The organism is Micromonospora sp. SD12, assembly GCF_052068495.1.
Classification (GTDB): Bacteria; Actinomycetota; Actinomycetes; order Mycobacteriales; family Micromonosporaceae; genus Micromonospora; species Micromonospora echinofusca.
Genome location: NZ_JBQHDF010000003.1, coordinates 529,856 through 549,308 on the forward strand (window position 1 = coordinate 529,856; position 19,453 = coordinate 549,308).

The window sequence follows — 19,453 nt, forward strand, 5'->3', positions numbered from 1 at the left end:
TTTGACTGTTAGTGGACATGCACCGTGCGTCACCTGCGCTGCAGCAGTCACACCGGCACCGGTAGGCTCGGCTTCGGCCTCCGCCAGGCGGCACCCACCGGTGCCGGCGGTGGCCGCCGCCTAATCGCCCGGCGGGGCGAACCGGGGAACCATGTTCGTGGGGTGCATCCGCGTCAGCGGTAGGGATCTTCCGTCCCGAACCCGTCAGCTAACCCGGTCGGCGGCTGACGGAAGGACACGTGTATGCCAGTGATGGCACCTGTACGACGACGTGCCGCCCGGACGGCGGCCCTGATCACCACGATGCTCGCCCTCGGCGCCGCGGTGGCCCCGGTCACCGCCGCCCCGGCGGCGGCCGCCACCCGCGCCGGCCTGCTCGCCGCCGCCCCCGGCCAGGACGAGGAGGGCGGCACGCCCGCCCTGCGGGCCCAACTCGAGGCCGCCAGCAAGGGCTACCTCGACGCCAAGCGCGCCCTCGCCACGTCGGCCAAACGGCAGCAGCAGCTCGCCGCCCAGCTCAAGACCACCGAGGTCGAGCTGACGGCGCGCAGCGCCAAGGTCGGCGAGATCGCGGGGGCCGCCTACCGCACCGGCCGGCTCAGCGTGGCGTCCGCCCTGCTCAACAGCGGCTCGCCGGACGGCTTCATGGACCGCGCCGCCGCCCTCGACGCGGTGGCCGCCAAGGAGGACCGGGCCCTGCGCGAGCTCCAGCAGACCCGGGACGAGGCCGCGCGCACGAAGCTCGCCCTGGACGGCGAGATCCGGGAGCAGCGCAAGCAGGTCACCGTGATGGCCAAGCGCAAGGAGCAGGCCGAACGGGCGCTGACGGTCGCCAACCAGAAGCAGCAACAGCGACAGTCCGCGGGCGGGGGCGGCTCGCCGGGCGGCACCTCCAGCAAGACGGCGAAGGCGGCGCCACGCAACTCCGACGGCTCCTGGCCGCGCGAGTCGTGCAGCGTCAACGACCCCACCCCCGCCAACGGCTGCATCACGCCGCGCACGCTACACGCGCTCAACCAGGCCAAGGCGGCGGGCTTCACCCGCTACGTCTCCTGCTACCGCCCCGGCGGCTCCGGCGAGCACCCGAAGGGCCGGGCGTGCGACTTCGCGGCCCAGAAGGGCGGCTTCGGCGGCGACGCCACCGGCGGTGACCGGACGTACGGCAACAACCTGGCGGCGTTCTACGTGCGCAACGCCGACCGGCTCGCCGTGCTCTACGTGATCTGGTACCGGCAGATCTGGCTGCCGAGCAGCGGGTGGAAGTCGTACAGCGGGGCCAACGGCGACCCGTCCAGCGACCACACCAACCACGTGCACCTGTCGGTCTACTGACGCCCACGCCCCGGTGCCCCGCCCGGCGCGGGTCACCGGGGCGTGTCGGCGGGTGGCGGCTGCGGTGCGGCACCGTCGAGGACAGCAGCGAGGCGCGCGGCCAGTCCGAGGTGGGCGGCGCGCGCCTGGCGGAACGCGTAGCCGAAGAGCGGCGCGGGCGCGGCGAGGGTGATGTCCACGTCGACGCGGACCACGCCGTCGGGCTCCGCCCGCAGCCGGGTGTGGTTGCGCACCGTGGTGGCGGGCCACTGCCGGGCCACGGTGACGATCTCGTCGGGCTCGTCGACCAGGACGTCGGCCCGGTAGGTGATCGGCAGCCGTAGCGGCCCGGCGGCCAGCCGGTCGGTGATGTCGTAGCTGGCCCGGGCACCGGGGCGGGGCGGCACCCGCCGGACCCGGACGATCAGCGGATGCAGGCCCTCCTGCCTCCTCGGATCGACGAGCAACGCCGCGGCCCGCGCCATGGAGCAGCGCGCCTGGACGGTGTAGCTGAAGGAACTCCGCCTGAGCACGCCGTCTCCCCACCGCCGATGGTCGCCCGATCGTCGCGTATGCCGGGCGCCCTGGCAACGCCGCGCCGATCCCGCCCGGAGTGCGGACGTCCGGCTGGCGGGCCCACTACGGTCAGCTGATGGATGGTCACGGCACGTACTGGTCAGGGGTGGGCGCATGAACGGGTACGACGGATGAGCGGGCACGTGATGGTCTTCGCGCCCACGCCCCGGCTGACGGTGACCGTCGACCAGCCCAGCGACGCCGCGGAGCTGCACCTGCACCCCGGCGGGCAGGGCGTCTGGCAGGCCCGGATGGTGATGTCGCTCGGCGTCGACGTGGTGCTCTGCACCGCCCTCGGGGGCGAGATCGGCCAGGTGCTGGAGCCCCTGCTCGTCAGCGAGGGGGTCAACCTGAAGGTCGTGGTACGCGACTCCGGCAGCGGCGGGTACGTGCACGACCGCCGCGAGGGCTCCCGGCAGGAGATCGTGGACGTGCCAGGTCAGCCGCTCAGCCGGCACGAGTTGGACGAGCTCTACAACCTGGCGCTCGGCGAGGGCCTGCGCGCCACGGTCAGCGTGCTGAGCGGGCCGAACGAGCCGTCGCTGGTCCCGGCCGACCTCTACCGGCGGTTCGCCGCCGACCTCGGGGCCAACGGCAGCCGGGTGGTGGTCGACCTCTGCGGCGAGCACCTCGACGCCGTGCTGGACAGCGGCGTCTTCTTCCTCAAGATCAGCCATGAGGAGCTGATCGCCGACGGCCGCGTCGACGGCGAGGAGGAGGAGCAGCTCACCCGGGCCCTGTACGACCTGCACGCCGGCGGCGCCGAGAACGTGGTGGTGAGCCGGGCCGACAAGCCCGCCCTCGCCCTGGTCGACGGCGAGGTCTTCGAGGTGGAGATGCCCCGGCTGGAGGCGGCCGACCCGCGTGGGGCGGGCGACTCGATGACCGCCGGGGTGGCGGCCGTGGTGGCGCGCGGCGGCGACATCCGCACCGCCATCCGTACCGGGGCGGCGGCCGGCGCGCTGAACGTGACCCGGCACGGCCTGGGCACCGGCCGGCTCGACTCGATCACCGGCCTGGTCGACCGGGTGCGCCTCGTACCGGCCGGCAACCGGCCGCAGGAGCGGACCAGCCCCGACGAGTTGGCCGACCGGGCGGCCGGGCGATGACGCTGCGGGTGCTGGTCACCAACGACGACGGGATCGCCGCGCCCGGCATCCAGGCGCTGGCGCGGGCGGCGGCGGACCGGGGCCTGGACGTCGTCGTCGCCGCTCCGCTGGAGGAGGCGAGCGGCACCAGCGCCGCGATGACCGCGGTGGAGCGGGACGGGCACGTGGTGGTCCGCGAGCATCCGCTGCCGGAACTGCCGGGGGTGCCGGCGTACGCGGTGGGCGGCTCCCCCGGCTTCATCGCGCTGATCGCGGTGCACGGCGCGTTCGGGCCCTCGCCGACGGTGGTGCTCTCCGGCATCAACCGGGGCGCGAACGCGGGCCGCGCGGTGCTGCACTCGGGCACGGTGGGGGCCGCCTTCACCGCCGCCGCGAACGGCTGCCGGGCGATGGCCGTCTCGCTCGACGTGCTCTCGGCCGGGGAGGCCACGGCCGCCAGCGGGGGCGCCGCGGTGGCCGCCGCCGCCCGGGTACGCGACGCCGAGCGGCACTGGCAGACGGCCGCCCGGGTCGCCCTGGACCTGCTGCCCCGGCTCACGGCCGGGCCCGTGGAGAGCGTGCTCAACGTGAACGCGCCGGACCTGCCGCACAACCGGCTGCGCGGGGTGCGCCGGGGCACCCTGGCCAGCTTCGGTCAGGTGCAGATGACGGTGGCGGAGGCCGGGCACGGCTTCGTCCGCACGTCGCTGGAGGAGCCCGGGCAGGCCGTGCAGCCCGGCACCGACCTGGCCCTGCTGGCCGACGGGTACGCCTCGGTGACGGCGATCCGCGCGGTCACCGAGGTGACGGACGTCGACCTGTCGGGCCTCGGCGACGCCTGAGCGACGCACACCCCAGCGGCGCGGCCGGGGTGGTGCCGGCGGCCGTCAGGCGCCGGGAAGGACCTCGGGCGTGGGCGCGCCGGCGTAGTAGGGCTCGGGGGCGCCGAAGAGGCCGAGCAGGCCGGTCACCCAGAGCTGCCGGTGCACGAACCGGCTCGGCTCGGTGACGACGAGCTTGACGCCGCTCACCTCGGCGGTCTGGAAGCCGGCGACCATCGCGCTGATGCCCACCGAGTCGATGAAGGTGACGAGCCGCATGTTCAGCTCGATCCGGCCGGGACGCCCCTTGGTCAGGACCTCGGCGATCGCCTCACGCACCTCGTACGCGGTGTCGACGTCGATCTCCCCCCGCGGGGCGATCTCGATGACACCACCGGGCAGGACCGACTTCACGATCGACAGGCTCACGCGAGCACCTCCACTCGCCCGTCCGACGGGCGCCTCATCAGTACGCGGGCCGCGACCGAGAGTATTCCTCCGACGGCCTCGGTCGCCACCCCTCGGGATGAGCAATTCGCGGACCAGGGCGCGGCACGTCGCCCTTATCCGCACTATTGACGTTTTGTCCACCAGACGATCAGCTTCCGCTGACGCGTCGCGCCCCCAGGGTAGCCGGCTGTGTCCGGCAACGCCCAGCAGCCGTACCCCGGGCGTGGCCTGTCCCGCTTCGGCCCCCGGCCTTGCCCGTTCTGCCTAGCATCGGCTCGGAGACACGACTGCGACCGGGAGGACGATCGATGCTCAGGAGACTTGCCGCGCTCGCCGGCGTCAGCGCGCTGCTGGCCCTCGTACTGGCCTGCGGCTTCGGCGGCGGAGGCGGCGATGACGACGACGATGACGACGACTTCGCCAGGGGTGTGACGGCGGCGGTCGTGCTGCGCTGACGCCGGGCCCGCGCACCACCCCGCCGGGCGGCACGGGCCGCGGCACCCGCCACGCCGGGGTTTGCCGGGCCGCCCGACGGGGCACAGGCGGGAACGAGCGAACCGTCACCCGCCGGTCCGACGCCGAAGTCCGAAGTGGCCGCGCGGCTTCGGCACCCGAGGAGGTAACCCACCATGTTCGGAAGCAACCTGCTGGACCGCCGCAACAAGCCCGAGCGGATCGCGGACCAGGCGTGGCAGCACCTGGTCTCGGCGGTCAGCTCCGCCGGTGACAGCGTCCGGGACACCGCGCGTTCCGCCCGCCGGGGCGGCTCCGGTCTCGCCGACGAGGCCGGCGACCTGGTGGGCTCCGCGGCGGACGAGGCACGCCGACGGGCCACCCTGGCCTTCGACGCGCTGGCCGGCCGCCGGCCCGCGCTGCCCTGGACGCTGCTGGTCGGCGCCGCGCTCGTCGGTGCGGCGATCGGCTGGGCCGCCGGCACCGCCGCGCGGGCCGCCGGCAGCCGGGGCGACCGGGCGATGGACGACATCGAGTTCGTCGACGTCGACCGGCCCAACTCCCCCGTCGGCCTCGACGGCTGACCCGCCCGACCCGGGCCCGTGCCCGTTGCGGGTGACGCCCGACGGTCTTCGCCGGCGTCTCCGGCTCGGGCCAGAGCCGGCGGCACCTCACCGCACGGTGCGCCTCAGAGGGCCGCGACGCTCGTCGGCGCCCGCTCCGCCCGGCTCAGCGCGCGCAGCACGGCCGGCTGCCCGTGCCGGCGTACGGCGAGCCGGGCCAGCAGCGTCAGCACCGGGTCGACCACCTCCGCCGGCAGTTCCGGGGTGGGCACGCCGACGCTGACCGCGAGGTCGTCGGCGTGCACGACGAGTTCCATCAGCCGGGTGACCAGGTAGTCGTCCAGGGTGAGCGACCACGGACCGTGGCGCACGTGCACCACCCGCGCGGGCGGCTCCGCCGGCAGTACGCGGGTCAGCTCGCGCAGCGTGGCCGCGTACCGGTCGGCCAGGGCGGCGGGGCCGTCGGCGGCGAGGCCGTCACCGACGCGGCGGATGACGACGTTCACCGTGGCGTCGACCGGGGCGCCGAGCCAGCCGCCGCGCGCGTAGTGGTCGAGCAGCCCCACGGGGTCGCCGGCGGGAACGGGCGCGGCCAGCACGGCGGGGACGCCGAGCACCTGGTTGGCGAGGTGACCGGCCAGCCCGGCCACTCCGAACGCCGGCAGGGCGCTCGGTTCGTCCCAGCGGTTCGCGACGGCGGGGCCGGCGAGCAGGTCCGCCGCCGAACGCGCGGCGGTGAGGTAGGCCGTCCTGATCGGACTCACGGAGGATCCCTCCTTCGACGGGCGATCCCCCGAGCCTATGGCCGACCGGGACACCGACTCCCCTCGATACGTGCCCGATCGGCCGGCAGCACGCGGCGGCCCAGCCGCAGGCCACGCGCTGGGTAGAGGGGCAAGCCGCGCGGTGGGTAGAGGGGCAAGCCGCGCGGTGGGTAGAGGGGCAAGCCGCGCGGTGGGCGGAGCCGGCAGCCGCCCGGCCGAACGGCGCACGCCGGAGTCCCGTCGACGGGGCTCCGGCGTGCGCGGCCGTTGGGGCGGTCAGCGGGCGGTGCAGGTGACGGTGCTCGGCGCGGTGTTCGCCCCGGTCGTACTGGCCAGGAAGCCGGCGGTGGCGGTGGCGCCCGCGCCGAGGGCGCCGTTCCAGCCGGCGTCGCGGACGGAGACGGTCGCCCCGGTCTGGGTGTGGGTGCCGCCCCAGAGCTGGGTGATCTTCTGGCCGTCGGGGAAGGTCCAGCCCACCGTCCAGCCGGCGATCGCCGCGCTGCCGGCATTGCGGACCACCAGTTCGCCCTGGAAGCCGCCCTGCCAGGAGCCGGTCACCCGGTAGGTCGCGGTGCAGCCGCTGGTCGGCGGCGGCGTCGTGGGCGGTGGCGTCGTGGGCGGCGGGGTGCTCGGTGGCGGCGTCGTGGGCGGCGGGGTGGTGGGCGGCGGCGTGGTCGGTGGTGGCGTGGAGGTGGTCGGCGACGGGTCGGGCGTGCCGCCGAGCCGGTCCGCCACGAGGATGCCCCGGCCGTTGGTGCCGAGGTAGACCCGGCCGTAGACCCGGGGATCGCCGGTCAGGGCCTCGCCCGCGTTGCCGTACTGGTGCCGGTCGTCGTTGATCCGGACCCAGCTCGCGCCGGTGTCGTCCGAGCGGTGTACGCCGGGTCGGCCGTCGACGGTGCCGAAGAGGTACAGCGCGGGGTACGTCCGGCCGGGCGCGGCCTTGCCGAAGCCGACGTTGCCGGCGCTGCCCACCCCCGCCAGCTTGGTGAAGGTGGCCCCGGAGTCGGTCGAGCGCCACAGTCCGCCCTCGCCGGCCAGCCACAACTCGCCCTCCCTGCCGGGCAGCGCCTTGAACTTGACGGTGCCGGTGGCGGGGAGGCCGGCGGCGGCCGAGGCGGTGAAACTGGCCCCGCCGTCGGTGCTGACGTAGAACCTGCCGCCCGCGAAGCCGTAGAACTTGTTCGGGTTCACCCGGTCGGACTCGATCGTCGCGTTCGCCGGGACGCCCGTCGACGCGGTCCAGGAGGTGCCGAAGCCGACCGAGTGCACCACCTGCTGGCCGGCGTCACCCGGGGCCCAGACGAACCGGCTGCCGTCGGCCGAGGCGGCGACCGTGCCGCCGCTGTTGACGCCGGACGGTTCGGTGCCCTGGAACCAGTTGGCCCCGCCGTCGGTGGAGAAGGCGACGTGGCTGTCGCCCGGCCGGTCCGCGTCGGCGAAGTTGCCGGCCCGCACCATCACGGCCGGCTTCGTCTCGGCGTAGTCGAGGCTGGTGGTGCTGGTGAAGTTCGGCTGGGTGAACATCATCGGCGGTACGGCGTCCAGGTCGGTGTGCCGGAAGCCCCCGATGTCGCCGAGCGCGCTGACCAGCGGCGCCCCCGAGGGTGGGCTGACCAGGTCCAGCACGGCGGTCTCCTCCAGGCCCTTGACCATGGGCCTGATGGTGAACTGGCTGCCGGTGTCCCACTTCGTGAGGTCGGTGCTGCCGTAGATGGTGGCGCCCGTGCCATACAGGAAGCGGTTGCTGTCGTGCGGGTCGATCTCCACCGACTCGTTCATCCAGCCGAGCTTCGGGGTCTCCTCCGGCGGCGCCGGGTTGCTGCCGAAGGTCAGCCACGGCACGGAGCTGACGTCCATGGTGTAGCGCTTGGACCGGTTCGGGTAGCTGGTGAACTCCCAGATCCGGGTCCAGGTGGCGCCGCCGTCGGTGCTGCGCCAGAAGATCGCGTCCGGCCACCAGGAGATCTGCGTGGCGACCATGAGGGTGTTCGGCTGCTGCCGGTCGATGGTCAGGCCGCTGTAGCCGAAGTACGCGTCGGTGCTGGTCGACGGGACGGGGCTGATCCGCGTCCACGCGCCGGTGGCACGGCTGAACTTCCACACGTCGCCCTTGCCGCCGTCGTACGGGCCGCCGGTGTCGCTGGTGGCGATGTAGAGGAAGCCGCCCACCGGGTCGACGACGCCCTTGTGCGCGAGGTAGCCGGTCGGCTGCCCGGCGATCCGCTCCCAAGTGGCGCCGCCGTTCGTGCTGCGGTAGACGGGGTTCTCCTTGTCGGCCACGCCGACGTAGATCGTCTGCGTGGCGGCGCCGGTCGTACCCGTGCTCTTGTCGAAGCTGACCCAGGTCAGGCCCTGGTTCTGGCCGTTGTAGCCGTTCGGGTCGCTCGGGTCGGCCCGGTAGTTGCCGACGTTGGGGAAGTTGGCCACCTTGGCCCAGGTCGCCCCGAAGTCGGTGCTGCGCCACAGGCCGTTGCCGCCCTCGGCGCCGTAGTACAGGATGCTGTTCCTGTTGGGGTCGACAGCGAGCCGCTCGCCCATGCCCCGGCCGGGCATGTTGCCGCCGTTCTTGAACGGCAGCTCGGTGACCTGCCAGGTGGCGCCCTTGTCGGCCGAGCGCAGGATGGCCCCGTTGTTCGGGTCCCAGTCGTTGGTGTACATGCCGACGGCCGCGTACACCCGGTTGGTCTGCACGGGGTCGGTGGCGACGCTGACCACACCGTTCCAGCCCCACTTGTCGGCGCCGACCCAGTCCAGCAGCGGTGTCCAGGACTGGCTGCCCTGCTCCCACCGGTACATGCCGCCGATGTCGGTGCGGGCGTAGATCAGGTTCTTCTCGGTGGGGTTGAAGACGATGCCGGGGACGAAGCCGCCGCCGTCGATCCGGACGTTCTTCCAGGCGTACGCCTCGGCGGCTGCGGTGGCGGCGGGCGCGCCGGCCGCGGTGAACGGTGTCGCCACGACGGCCGCGGCGACGACCAGCGCGGACACGACCGCGCCGACGTAACTTCTCCGCATCTGCGGTTCCTTCCGGGTACGGAAAGCCGGGGCGGACGTGGTGACGGCCACGCCCGGCGACGGGGACGTGCGGAATCGCGCCGGAGCTGCCCTGGCTCCGGTCATCGGCGCGACGGCTCCCGCACCCGAGGAACGCGCTCACCCTAACCGACTCCACGGGCTGCATGGAAGCGCTCCCAGAAGTCGCCCGGGTCGGGTGAGGAAGCCTCACCCACCCCCGCGTCAGGATCGGTTCCGGCGGAAGCATGCGCATCGGGCAGCTATCCCGTGAGGAGTGACAGATGGCCATCGAGACGATCAGCCGCAGCGACCAGGACATCCAGTCGGCCGTCCTCGACGAGCTGGCCTGGGAACCCCGGGTACGGCCGCACGAGATCGGCGTGACGGTCGCCGAGGGCGTGGTGACGTTGACCGGCCGGGTGGACAGCTACGCCAAGAAGTGGGCCGCCGAACGGGCGGCGCACCGGGTGACGCGCGTCCGGGCGGTCGCCAACGACCTGGCCGTACGCCTCGGCACCGGCGCGGAACGCGCCGACCCGGACATCGCCGCCGCGGCCGGGCACGCGCTGGAGTGGGACGCGTTCGTTCCCCTGGAGCAGCTCGACGTGACCGTCTCGCAGGGCTGGGTCACGCTGCACGGCGAGGTGGAGTGGGAGTACCAGCGCCGCGCCGCCGAACGCGCAGTGGCCCGGCTGACGGGCGTACGCGGGGTCAGCAACGGCATCACCGTCCGCCCCGACACCCGGCCGGACGGGCACGCCCTGGCGATCCGGATCGTCGACGCGCTGGCGCGCAACCGGGCCACCCCGGCGGAGCGGATCACCGTCCGGGTGCACGGCGACACGGTGGTGCTCGGCGGGCTGGTCCACTCGATGCCCGAGCGGGCCGAGGTGGAGCGGACCGTCTGGTGCGCGCCGGGCATCCGCGAGGTGCAGAACCACATCGCGGTCGCCCCGGTGCTGGGCTGAACGGGCGCGCCCATCGAGCGGACAGGGGAACCACCCCGGCGGGGTGAGCCGCCCTCACCCCGTGGCGGGAAGGGTGGGAGGCATGACTGATCCGAAGGGGTCGACCCGACCCGGGCCCGCCACGGTCCGGTCCTGTCTGCCGGCCGCCCTGCCCGGGGCCGCGCCGCAGCGCCTCGACGCCGGATCGGCGGTGGGCACCCGATGACCACCCCGCTCCAGGTCACCGCGCGCCTACGGACCCCGGTGACCGACCACGACCACGTCCGCGGGCCGGTCGACGCGCCGGTGACGATCGTCGAGTACGCCGACTTCCAGTGCCGGTTCTGCGGGGCCGCGTACGCGAACCTGCGGGAGCTGCTGCGGCAGCGGGCCGAGACGGTGCGGCTGGTGTACCGGCACTTCCCGATCACCAACGTGCACCCGTACGCCGAGCAGGCCGCCGAGGCGACCGAGGCGGCCGGCCGGCGCGGGCAGTTCTGGGCGATGCACGACTGGCTCTACGAGCACCAGGACCAGCTCGACCCCGTGCACCTGTCGCTCGGCATGGAGCAGCTCGGCCTGCCCGCCGACGAGGTCGCCACGGAAGTGGAGCGGCAGGCGCACGGCGACCGGGTGCGGCACGACTTCGTGGGCGGCATCCGCAGCGGCGTCCACGCCACCCCGACGCTGTTCGTCAACGGCACCCGCCACGACGGGGACTACGACGTCGCGGACCTCCTGGCGGCGGTCGACGCCGCCACCCCCTGACACCCACCTGACCGCCCCAGCCCACCGGACCACCTCCGGAAGGCCGGCCTCCGGGCCGCCTCCGGATTGGTCGATCACGAGGTTTGCGTACTGGGAGCGCCTTCCCGGGACGCAAACCTCATGATCACCGCGGCGGAGGGCGGACGGGCGGGGTGGGGTGGGGTGGGTCAGATCAGGTGGAGGTCGCGGGCTCGGCGGACGGCTTCGCGGCGGCGGGTGGCGGCCAGCTTGCGGTAGATGTTGCGCACGTGGGTCTTGACCGTGTTGACCGACAGGGACAGCTCGGCCGCGATCTCCACGTTCGACAGGATGCTCTGCAGATAGCGCAGGATGGTCAGCTCCCGCTCGGTCAGCGGCTCGTCGAGCGCCGCCGCGCCCTGTTCCGCCGGGGCCCGCTCGGGCGGCGCGTCGGCACCCCGGACCAGGTCGCTGACGGTCGGCCAGTGCGCCGTACCGGCGTCCAGGTGCGCGGCGAGCAGGTCACGGACACCGGGCTCGGCGCGGGTGAACGGCCGCCGGAAGCCCTCCGGCCCGGCCAGGTCGAGGGCACGCTCCAGCAGCCGGCCGGCCCGCCGGTCGTCGCCCGCGCGCCGGGCCAGCACCGCGTCCAGCACGGCGGCGTCCAGGCGTACGGGCAGCGGCCAGCCGGCCGCCTCCGGCGACTCCCAGTCGGGCAGCGCGTACCCGGCGGCGCGCGGGTCGCCGGCCCGCAACTCCACCCGGGCGAGCGCGACGGCCAGCGACGGAGCGACAGCCGGCGACGGGGCGGCGGTGTCGCCTACCGGGTCGGCGAGCAGGTCGCGGGCGGCGGTCAGGTCGCCCCGTGCCGCGCGCAGGTCCGCCTCCACGGCCAGCAGCCAGTGCGCCAGCTCGCCGGCCCGGGGCCGGTCGGTCAGCCGTTCCCGCGCCTCGGCCAGCACCCGGTGCCCCTCGGGCAGGTCACCGGCGTCGCGGAGCAGGTACGCCCGGCACAGCGCAACCACCGCCCCCACCACGGGTTCGCCGGTGGCCGGCCCGGCCACCGCCAGGTTCGCCTCCGCCTCCTCGGGCTGGTCCCGGTGCAGCGCGACCAGGGCCAGGGCCAGGTACGCGTGGGCGCAGTCCTCCCGGCAGGACCAGCCGTGGCAGGGCGGCATGGCGAGGGCGTCGCGGGCGAGGGTCTCGGCGGCCCGCAGCTCGCCCCGGACGGCGTGCAGCACGGCCGCCCGGCTGGCGCAGACCAGCTCCGTACGCGACCGTCCGGCCTCCCGGGCCGCCGACAGCGACCGGGCGAAGGCGAGGGCGGCCCCGGGCAGGTCCCCGTCCGCGAGGTCGGTGAGGCCCAGCGCGGTGCCGGCCACCGCCCGCACGTCGGCGTCCTCGGCGGCGGCTCCGCGCGGCTCGCCCGGGGCGCCCGGGGAGGCCGACGGGGCGGGACGGGTGGCGAGCAGCCGGGCGGCTGCGGCGCGTACCGCCTCGGGGTCGCCGGCCAGCCGGGCCAGGATGAGTTCCAGCGCGGTGACCAGCCGCCGGAACCGGTCCCGGCGCGGCGCGGGCAGCGTCCGGGCGGCCTCGACCGCGCCGCGCAGGTGCCCGGTCGCGGCGGTGACGTCGCCGGCCCGGGCCCGCTCGGCGGCGCAGGCCAGCCCGAGTTCCGGATCGCGGCGTACGGCCTCCGGCGGCGGGGGCGCGGGCGCCCGGCCGGCGGGCGTGTCCCGGTCGTACGGGATCAGCTCCGGCCAGCGGGACACGAAGAGCGCGGCGGCCCGCCCGTGGTCGCCGCCGGCGAGCGCGTGGCGCAGCCCGTCGGCGGGCCGCCCGTTGTCGGCGTACCAGTCGGCGGCGCGCAGGTGCAGGTCGCGCAGCTCGTCGGCGGGCAGCCGACCCAGCTCGGCGTGCAGCAGATCGGTCAGGAGCGGGGGGCAGCGGTACCAGGGCGGGCGGCTGTCGTCACGGCGCAGCAGCCCGCCGTCGCCGGCCAGGGCGGCCAGCGTCTGCCCGGCGTCGGTGCGGCCGGTCAGCGCGTCGGCCAGGCCGGCGCAGACGGCGTCGACGACGGCGGAGCGGCGCAGCACGTCCCGCGCGTCCGGGTCGAGCCCGGCGAGCACCTCCTCGCGCAGGTAGCCGGCCACGTCAGGCTGGTCGCCGCCGAACTGCTCGGCCCAGCGGGCCGGGTCCGGCTGGTCGCGCAACGCCAGCGCGGCGAAGCGGAGCGCCGCCGGCCAGCCGCCGGTGCGCTCCCGCAGCCGGCGCACCCCGGCCGCCGGCAGCGCCACGGCGTGCGCGGTCAGCAGGTCGGCGACCTCGTCGCCGGTGAAGGCCAGCTCGTCGGGGCCGATCTCGGTCAGCTCCCCGGCCAGCCGCAGCCGGTGCACGGCCAGGGGCATCCCCGCGCGGGCGCCGACCACCAGCCGCAGCCGCTGCTCGGCGTGGCGGAGCAGGAACTCCAGGCCCGTCAGCGCCGCCGGGTCGGTGATCCGGTGCAGGTCGTCCAGGACCAGCAGCACCGGGCGTTCCCGGGCGGCGAGGGCCGCGGCCAGCACCTCCAGCTGGTCGGGGCGCGGCGGCCGGTCGGGCACGGGCGGGTACGGCGCGTCGTCGGCGGGCGCGGTGGCCGCGCGCAGTGCCGCCGCGAGGTAGGCCCAGAGCCGGTTGCCGTCGTCGCCGGCCTCCACGGAGACCCAGGCCGCCCGGGGCCGGTCGGGTCGCGCCGGTGCGCCCGCCGCCGCGCCGAAGTCGCCGGGCGCGGCGCCGGCCGGCCCGTCGTCCCGGGCCCCCTCGGCGGCGGCGGTCACCGGCCCCTCCCCCACCCGGCCCCGGTGCGCGCCGGCCTCGTCGGCCGCCCGGAACCAGGAGGCGAGCAGCGTCGTCTTGCCCCACCCCGCCGGGGCGCGGACCAGGGTGACGGGGCCGGCGGTCCCCTCGTCCAGCGCCCGCAGCAGCCGGGGCCGCAGCACCAGCGGCTCCGGCGGCGGGGCGGGGCACAGCCGCGACGCCAGCAGCGGCGCGCCGGCCGACCCGTCCGCGACCGCGACGACCCCTGTGTCCCGTACGTGCTCCGGCATCCGGCCCGCCCTCCACCGATGCGTCCGACTCCCCCAGGTCCCGCCGGCGGCGGTTACCCGGCGCGGGCCCGTTCACCCCTTCGGGGGGACCCGGCTTCACCCCGCCCCGGACGATCCTGGGCGTACGCGGGCGAGGCCGCGCGCGCCGGTGCGCGTCCGGCGCGGGGAGCGACGGGAGGCGGGCAGGGGTGGACGGGCGGGGACGGAGGGGACGCCTCGCGGGAGGGGCCGGGGCGGCGCTCGCCCTCGCGGCGGCGGGCCGGGCGCTGGCCGTACGACGGCGGGGGTCGGCGTGGCCCCGCGCGGCCGGCGCCGATCCGCGGCCCGGGCGCTGGCAGGTGGTGACGGTCGACCGTGCGCCCGGCGACGTGCTGCCCGGTAGTCGCTGGCCGGAGCCGCTGCGCCGGCTCGGCGCCGCGGTGCAGGTCGAGCTGCGGCCGGCCCCCGGCTGCCGGGGCACGGAGTTGGCCGCCCGGCCGGTGCCGGGCGCGGCCCCCGCCGGCCTCGCCGCCCACCTGGTGGGCGACGACCCCGGCCTGCTGGTGCGCCGGGCGTTGTGGGAGGCCAAGCAGCTCGCGGAGACCGGCGAGGTGCTGCGCGCGGACCGCCGGCCGGCCGACCGTCCGGCGGGGCCGCGATGAGGGCGCTGTGCTGGGTGGGCGCGGGCGAGCTGGCGGTACGGCAGGTGCCCGACCCGGAGCTGCGCAACGGCCACGACGCCATCGTGCGGGTCCGGCGGAGCGCCACCTGCGGCGGGGACCTGCCGCTGCTGGCCGGGCGGGTGCCCTTCCTCGCCGTCGGCGACGTGCTCGGCCACGAGTTCCTCGGCGAGGTGGTCGAGGTCGGCCCGCAGGTACGCCGGCACCGGGTCGGCGACCGGGTGGTGGTCTGCTCGTCGGTCGCCTGCGGCAGCTGCTGGTACTGCCGGCGCGACCTGCCCTCCTGCTGCGACAACGGCAGCGCCGACCCGGCCGTCGCCGAGGCGGCCTGGGGCCACCCCACCGGGGGCGCGTTCGGTCAGCCCCGGGCGATGGGCGGCTTCGCCGGCAGCCACGCCGAGTACGTCCGGGTGCCGTACGCGGACGTCGGCGCGTTCACCGTGCCGGAGGCGGTCGGCGACGACCGCGCCCTGTTCGCCTCCGACGCCGCGCCGGCCGGCTGGATGGGCGCGGAGCTGGGTCAGGTGCGCCCCGGCGACGTGGTGGCGGTCTGGGGTGCGGGCGCCGTCGGGCAGCTCGCGGCGCGGGCCGCACGGCTGCTCGGCGCGGAACGGGTCGTCGTCGTCGATCCCGAGGAGGGGCGGCTGCGCATGGCCGAGCGGCACGCGGACGCGGAGACGATCGACCCCCGCCGCGCCGACGTCACCGCCGAGCTGCGTGAACGCACCGGCGGGCGGGGCCCGGACGTGTGCGTCGAGGCGGTCGGGGCGGCGTGGAACGGGCACGGCCTCCGATCGCTGGCCGACCGGTTCACCGGCGGCGCCGAGCGACCGGCCGCGGTCCGCGAGGCGGTGCACGCCTGCCGCAAGGGCGGCTCGGTCTTCCTGCTGGGCGAGTTCACCGGCTTCGTCGACGCCTTCCCGCTGGGTGCGGTGACGAGCAAGGGGCTGACGGTGCGGGGCGCGCGGCAGCACGGGCAGCGCTACATCCCGATGCTGCTGGAGCGGATGGCCCGCGACGAGCTGCGTACCGAGCATCTGGCCACCCACCGGCTGCCCCTGGAGCGGGGCGCGCAGGGGTACGCGCTGTTCCGGGACCGGACCGACGGCTGCGTACGCACCGTGTTCGACCCCGACCTCCCGCCGTCGGCCGGTTGAGCGGACCGCTGCGACCGGCCGTCCCGGGTGGCAGACTCGGCGGATGGGTGAGCAGCGGACGTACGACGTCGTCCTGTTCGGGGCGACCGGCTTCACCGGCGGGTTGACCGCCGAGTACCTGGCCCGCAACGCCCCGCCGGGGCTTCGCTGGGCGCTCGCCGGACGCAACCCGGACAGGCTGGCCGCCGTACGGGACCGGCTGGTCGCGATCGACCCGGAGCTGGTCGGGCTGCCCCTGCTCACCGCCGACGTCACCGACGCGGAGTCGCTGCGGGCGGTGGCCGAGAACGCCCGGGTGGTGGCCACCACCGTCGGCCCGTACGTGCACCACGGGGAGCCGCTGGTCGCCGCCTGTGCCCGCGCCGGCACCGACTACCTCGACATCACCGGCGAGCCCGAGTTCGTCGACCTGATGTACGTGCGCCACCACGCCGAGGCCGAGCGCACCGGGGCGCGGCTGGTGCACGCCTGCGGGTTCGACTCGATCCCGCACGACCTGGGCGTCTGGTTCACGCTCAAGCACCTGCCGGACGACGTGCCGGTCACCGTCGACGGCTTCGTCCGGGCGGGCGGGCGGTTCTCCGCCGGCACGTACCACTCGGCGCTCACCGCCTTCTCCCGTACCGCCGAGGCGTCCCGGGCGGCCCGCGAGCGGCGGCAGGTCGAGCCGCGACCGACCGGGCGGCGGGTCCGCGCGGTGCCCGGCCGCCTCGCCCGCTCCAAGGAGTTGGGCATGTGGACGGTGCCGCTGCCGACCATCGACCCGCAGGTGGTCCGCCGCTCCGCCGCCGCCCGCCCGGAGTACGGGCCCGACTTCCGCTACCGGCACTTCGCGGCGGTGAAGCGGCTGCCCACGGTGCTGGCCGGCGGGGTCGGGCTGGGCGGTCTGGTGGCCCTGGTGAAGCTGCCGCCGACCCGGCGCTGGCTGCTCGGTCGGCTCGCCTCCGGGCAGGGGCCGACGCCGCAGCAGCGGGCGAAGTCCTGGTTCCGGGTGCGGTTCGTCGGCACGGGCGGCGGTCGGCGGGTGCTCACCGAGGTGGCCGGCGGCGACCCCGGCTACGACGAGACGGCGAAGATGCTCGCCGAGTCGGCGCTCTGCCTGGCCGGCGACGATCTGCCCGCCACGGCGGGCCAGGTCACCCCGGTGACGGCGATGGGCGACGCGCTGCTGGACCGGCTGGTACGCGCGGGCATGACCTTCCGGGTCCTGGACACCCCGGCCTGACGGGTGCGGTGCCCCGGACTGAACGGGTGCGGGAGCCGGACCGGACGGGAGCCGGGCCCTCGGAGCGGGCGGGAGCAGAGGTCGGCGGGTTGACCCTCGACCAGGTCGAGGCGGCAGGATCAGCGGCGTGGAGAGCGACCTGCGCAGCATCGGCGAGCTGGCCCGCGCCAGCGGGCTGACCGTGAGCGCCCTGCGGTTCTACGACTCGGCCGGGGTGCTGGCCCCGGCCCTGGTCGACCCGGTGACCGGCTACCGCTGGTACACCGACGACCAGGTGGCGCCGGCCCGCCTGGTGGCCGGGCTGCGCCGGGTCGGCATGCCGGTCGCCGAGATCGCCGTCGCGCTGCGCTGCGAACCGGCGCAGGTCCACCGCCTGCTCGACGCGCACCTGCGCCGGCTGGAGGACGGCCTCGCCGACGCCCGCCGCGAGCTGTCCCGCATCCGTACGCTGATCGACGCCGGGGAGCACCCGACCGTCACCAGCCTCGTGCTGTCCCGCGTCGACCTGGCCGCCGCCGTGGACGCGGTCCGCTTCGCCGTCGGCGCCGATCCCGAGCTGCCGATGCTCTGCGGCGTGCTGATCGAGTCCGACGCCGACGGCGTACGGCTGGTGGCGACCGACCGGCACCGGCTGGCGGTGGCGCGGGCGGGCGCCCGGGTCGACGGGCCGGCGGTGCGGGTGCTCGCCCCGGTCGTCTTCGTCGACGAGGCGCGGGCCCTGCTCGACGCCGCCGCCGAAGGCACCGCCGAGGCGGTGCTGACGGTGGCCGACGGCACGATCTCGGTCACCGTCGCCGGCCGCGCCGTGGACGCCGCCGCCCTGCCGTACGACTTCCCGGACCACCGCCGCCTGCTCCGCCCGGCGGCCGACGACGGGCCGGCGCACCGGCTGACGGTCGACGCCGACGCCCTGCGGGCGGCCCTGACCAGCGCCGACGCCCCCATCGTCACCCGCCGGCACGACGGCGTCCCGCTCGCGGTGACCGTGCTCGGCCCGGACGGCCGGGGCGGGGTGCGGCTGCTCGGCGCGGACGAGCTGACCGGGGACGCGTTGCGGGTCGGGGTCAACGGCGGCTACCTGCTCCAGGCGCTCGACGCGGCCGGCCGGGGCCAGCTGCTGCTGGAGTTGGACGGCCCGATCGCCCCCCTGGCCGTACGCCGGCCGGACGACGTCGACGCGTTCTCCGTCCTGATGCCCATCCGGCTCTGACCGCCGCGTCCGGCGCGGGTCGTGGAGACCGGGCCGGGGCGCGGCCGGGCCGCGACGGTAGCATCGGTGGGTCCACCCGACGTCCGGACGGAGCGTACGGAGCAGCATGCTCGACATGGAGTTGATCCGGAAGGATCGCGAGGCGGTGGCGACCGCGCTGGCGAAGCGACTGGATCCCGCCGAGGTCAACCGCGCCCTGGACGAGATCCAGCGGCTCGACCAGGAACGCCGCGCCCTGATCAGTGGGATCGACGGCGAACGGCAGCGCCGCAAGGCCGAGGCGCGCGCCTACGCGGCGGCGAAGCGCGCCGGCACCGAGCCGGAGGTCTCCGCGCCGGAGGCGGGCCGCAAGCAGCTCGCCGAGCTGGAGTCCGAGCTGGACGAGGTGCAGGCTCGGCTGCGCACCGTGATGAGCGAGCTGCCCAACCTGCCGGCCGACGACGTGGTGCCCGGCGGCAAGGAGGCCAACCGGGTCGTCCGGACCTTCGGCGAGCCGCCGGCGATCGAGAAGGTCCGCGACCACGTCGAGCTGAGCCGGATGCTGGGCCTGGTCGACCACGAGCGCGGGGTCAAGCTCGGCGGCTCCGGCTTCTGGATGTACACCGGCATGGGCGCCCGGCTGGAGTGGGCGCTGCTGAACTTCTTCGTCGACGAGCACATCCGGGCCGGCTACGAGTTCCTGCTCCCGCCGCACCTGCTGCTGGACACCGCCGGGTTCGCCGCCGGGCAGTTCCCGAAGTTCTACGACGACGTCTACCACCTGGACCGGGAGTCCGCCCCGCGCGGGCAGTTCCTGCTGCCCACCTCGGAGACGGCGATCCTCGGGGCCTACCAGGACGAGATCCTGGAGACGGCGAAGCTGCCGCTGAAGGCGTTCGCGTACACCCCGTGCTACCGGCGTGAGGCGGCCGGCTCGCACTCCGACGAGCGGGGCACCGTCCGGGGCCACCAGTTCAACAAGGTGGAGATCTTCCAGTTCTGCCTGCCGGAGCAGGCCGACGCCGCGCTGGAGAAGATGCTGCTGCACGCGGAGAGCCTGGTCGAGAAGCTGGGCCTGCACTACCAGCGCACCCTGCTGTCGGCCGGCGACGCCAGCGCCTCGATGAAGAAGACCCTCGACATCGAGGTGTGGATGCCGAGCACCGGCAAGTACAAGGAGGTGTCGTCGGTCTCCTGGGCCGGCGACTACCAGGCGCGCCGGGCGGCCATCCGCTACCGCGAGCCGGGCGGCAAGCAGACCCGGTTCGTGCACACCCTCAACGGGTCGGCGCTGGCCACCAGCCGCCTCTTCCCCGCCATCCTGGAGCAGTTCCAGCAGCCCGACGGCTCGGTGCTGGTGCCCGAGGTCCTCCAGGCCCGCCTGGGCACCGACCGCCTGACCCCCCGCTGACCCGCCGGC

The 19,453-nt window shown here is 75.7% G+C and carries 18 protein-coding genes and 1 riboswitch; of the genes, 13 read left to right on the forward strand and 5 right to left on the reverse strand.

From position 1 onward, the window contains the following. Positions 1-107 precede the first annotated feature (107 nt). Positions 108-239, forward strand: a riboswitch (cyclic di-AMP (ydaO/yuaA leader). Positions 240-252: 13 nt separating this feature from the next. Further along, entirely contained in the window at positions 253-1,332 is a 1,080-nt protein-coding gene (locus ACTMS2_RS09425; RefSeq protein WP_441175053.1) for a coiled-coil domain-containing protein, read from the forward strand. Between the two features lie 32 nt (positions 1,333-1,364). Here the strand turns inward: ACTMS2_RS09425 and ACTMS2_RS09430 are convergent, their stop codons facing one another. Beyond that, complete coding sequence (locus ACTMS2_RS09430; RefSeq protein ID WP_441175054.1) at positions 1,365-1,844, reverse strand: SRPBCC family protein; 480 nt, start codon at positions 1,842-1,844, stop codon at positions 1,365-1,367. A 174-nt stretch (positions 1,845-2,018) separates the two neighbouring features. On the opposite strand from ACTMS2_RS09430, the gene ACTMS2_RS09435 reads away from it, so the two are divergent. Both ACTMS2_RS09435 and surE read left to right on the forward strand, forming a co-directional pair. After that, complete coding sequence (locus ACTMS2_RS09435; RefSeq protein ID WP_441175055.1) at positions 2,019-2,996, forward strand: 1-phosphofructokinase family hexose kinase; 978 nt, start codon at positions 2,019-2,021, stop codon at positions 2,994-2,996. Beyond that, positions 2,993-3,817: a 5'/3'-nucleotidase SurE gene (surE, locus tag ACTMS2_RS09440; protein WP_441175056.1), complete on the forward strand. Its 825-nt coding sequence runs from the start codon at positions 2,993-2,995 to the stop codon at positions 3,815-3,817. Before ACTMS2_RS09435 ends, surE begins: the two co-directional genes overlap by 4 nt. A 45-nt stretch (positions 3,818-3,862) precedes the next feature. Here surE and ACTMS2_RS09445 read toward each other — a convergent pair whose 3' ends face one another. Then, on the reverse strand, positions 3,863-4,225 hold the full coding sequence (locus ACTMS2_RS09445; protein ID WP_088998998.1) for an STAS domain-containing protein: 363 nt from the start codon (positions 4,223-4,225) through the stop codon (positions 3,863-3,865). Between the two features lie 329 nt (positions 4,226-4,554). On the opposite strand from ACTMS2_RS09445, the gene ACTMS2_RS09450 reads away from it, so the two are divergent. Then, positions 4,555-4,701 (forward strand): hypothetical protein, encoded by a 147-nt coding sequence (locus ACTMS2_RS09450; protein ID WP_157747040.1) that lies wholly within the window; start codon positions 4,555-4,557, stop codon positions 4,699-4,701. A 174-nt stretch (positions 4,702-4,875) separates the two neighbouring features. Further along, positions 4,876-5,283, forward strand: a complete 408-nt coding sequence (locus ACTMS2_RS09455; RefSeq protein WP_088998997.1) for a hypothetical protein — start codon at positions 4,876-4,878, stop codon at positions 5,281-5,283. Positions 5,284-5,387: 104 nt separating this feature from the next. On the opposite strand, the gene ACTMS2_RS09460 is transcribed toward ACTMS2_RS09455, so the two are convergent. Together ACTMS2_RS09460 and ACTMS2_RS09465 are read right to left on the reverse strand one after the other, a co-directional pair. After that, on the reverse strand, positions 5,388-6,026 hold the full coding sequence (locus ACTMS2_RS09460) for a maleylpyruvate isomerase N-terminal domain-containing protein (RefSeq protein ID WP_441175057.1): 639 nt from the start codon (positions 6,024-6,026) through the stop codon (positions 5,388-5,390). Between the two features lie 276 nt (positions 6,027-6,302). Further along, positions 6,303-9,044 carry a cellulose binding domain-containing protein gene (locus ACTMS2_RS09465; protein WP_441175058.1) on the reverse strand — a complete coding sequence of 914 codons (2,742 nt, stop codon included), beginning with the start codon at positions 9,042-9,044 and terminating at the stop codon, positions 6,303-6,305. A 281-nt stretch (positions 9,045-9,325) separates the two neighbouring features. Between ACTMS2_RS09465 and ACTMS2_RS09470 the strand changes: the two genes are divergently transcribed. From ACTMS2_RS09470 to ACTMS2_RS09480, 3 genes are all read left to right on the forward strand, one after another. Further along, entirely contained in the window at positions 9,326-10,012 is a 687-nt protein-coding gene (locus ACTMS2_RS09470; RefSeq protein ID WP_441175059.1) for a BON domain-containing protein, read from the forward strand. An 82-nt stretch (positions 10,013-10,094) separates the two neighbouring features. Beyond that, positions 10,095-10,217, forward strand: coding sequence for a hypothetical protein (locus ACTMS2_RS09475; protein WP_441175060.1), 123 nt, complete (start codon positions 10,095-10,097; stop codon positions 10,215-10,217). Beyond that, positions 10,214-10,759, forward strand: coding sequence for a DsbA family protein (locus ACTMS2_RS09480; RefSeq protein ID WP_441175061.1), 546 nt, complete (start codon positions 10,214-10,216; stop codon positions 10,757-10,759). Before ACTMS2_RS09475 ends, ACTMS2_RS09480 begins: the two co-directional genes overlap by 4 nt. 167 nt (positions 10,760-10,926) lie before the next feature. Here ACTMS2_RS09480 and ACTMS2_RS09485 read toward each other — a convergent pair whose 3' ends face one another. Beyond that, the gene (locus ACTMS2_RS09485; RefSeq protein ID WP_441175062.1) at positions 10,927-13,803 is read right to left on the reverse strand and encodes a LuxR C-terminal-related transcriptional regulator; all 2,877 of its coding nucleotides are present in this window, start codon (positions 13,801-13,803) and stop codon (positions 10,927-10,929) included. Between the two features lie 188 nt (positions 13,804-13,991). Here ACTMS2_RS09485 and ACTMS2_RS09490 point away from each other — a divergent pair, with 188 nt between their 5' ends. From ACTMS2_RS09490 to serS, 5 genes are all read left to right on the forward strand, one after another. Then, the gene (locus ACTMS2_RS09490) at positions 13,992-14,444 is read left to right on the forward strand and encodes a hypothetical protein (protein WP_441175063.1); all 453 of its coding nucleotides are present in this window, start codon (positions 13,992-13,994) and stop codon (positions 14,442-14,444) included. Further along, positions 14,441-15,619, forward strand: a complete 1,179-nt coding sequence (locus ACTMS2_RS09495) for an alcohol dehydrogenase catalytic domain-containing protein (protein WP_441175064.1) — start codon at positions 14,441-14,443, stop codon at positions 15,617-15,619. Before ACTMS2_RS09490 ends, ACTMS2_RS09495 begins: the two co-directional genes overlap by 4 nt. 43 nt (positions 15,620-15,662) lie before the next feature. Further along, positions 15,663-16,844, forward strand: a complete 1,182-nt coding sequence (locus ACTMS2_RS09500) for a saccharopine dehydrogenase family protein (RefSeq protein ID WP_441175065.1) — start codon at positions 15,663-15,665, stop codon at positions 16,842-16,844. A 139-nt stretch (positions 16,845-16,983) separates the two neighbouring features. Then, the gene (locus ACTMS2_RS09505) at positions 16,984-18,054 is read left to right on the forward strand and encodes a MerR family transcriptional regulator (protein ID WP_441175148.1); all 1,071 of its coding nucleotides are present in this window, start codon (positions 16,984-16,986) and stop codon (positions 18,052-18,054) included. A gap of 106 nt (positions 18,055-18,160) precedes the next feature. Next, positions 18,161-19,444 (forward strand): serine--tRNA ligase, encoded by a 1,284-nt coding sequence (gene serS, locus ACTMS2_RS09510; protein WP_441175066.1) that lies wholly within the window; start codon positions 18,161-18,163, stop codon positions 19,442-19,444. Positions 19,445-19,453: the final 9 nt, after the last annotated feature.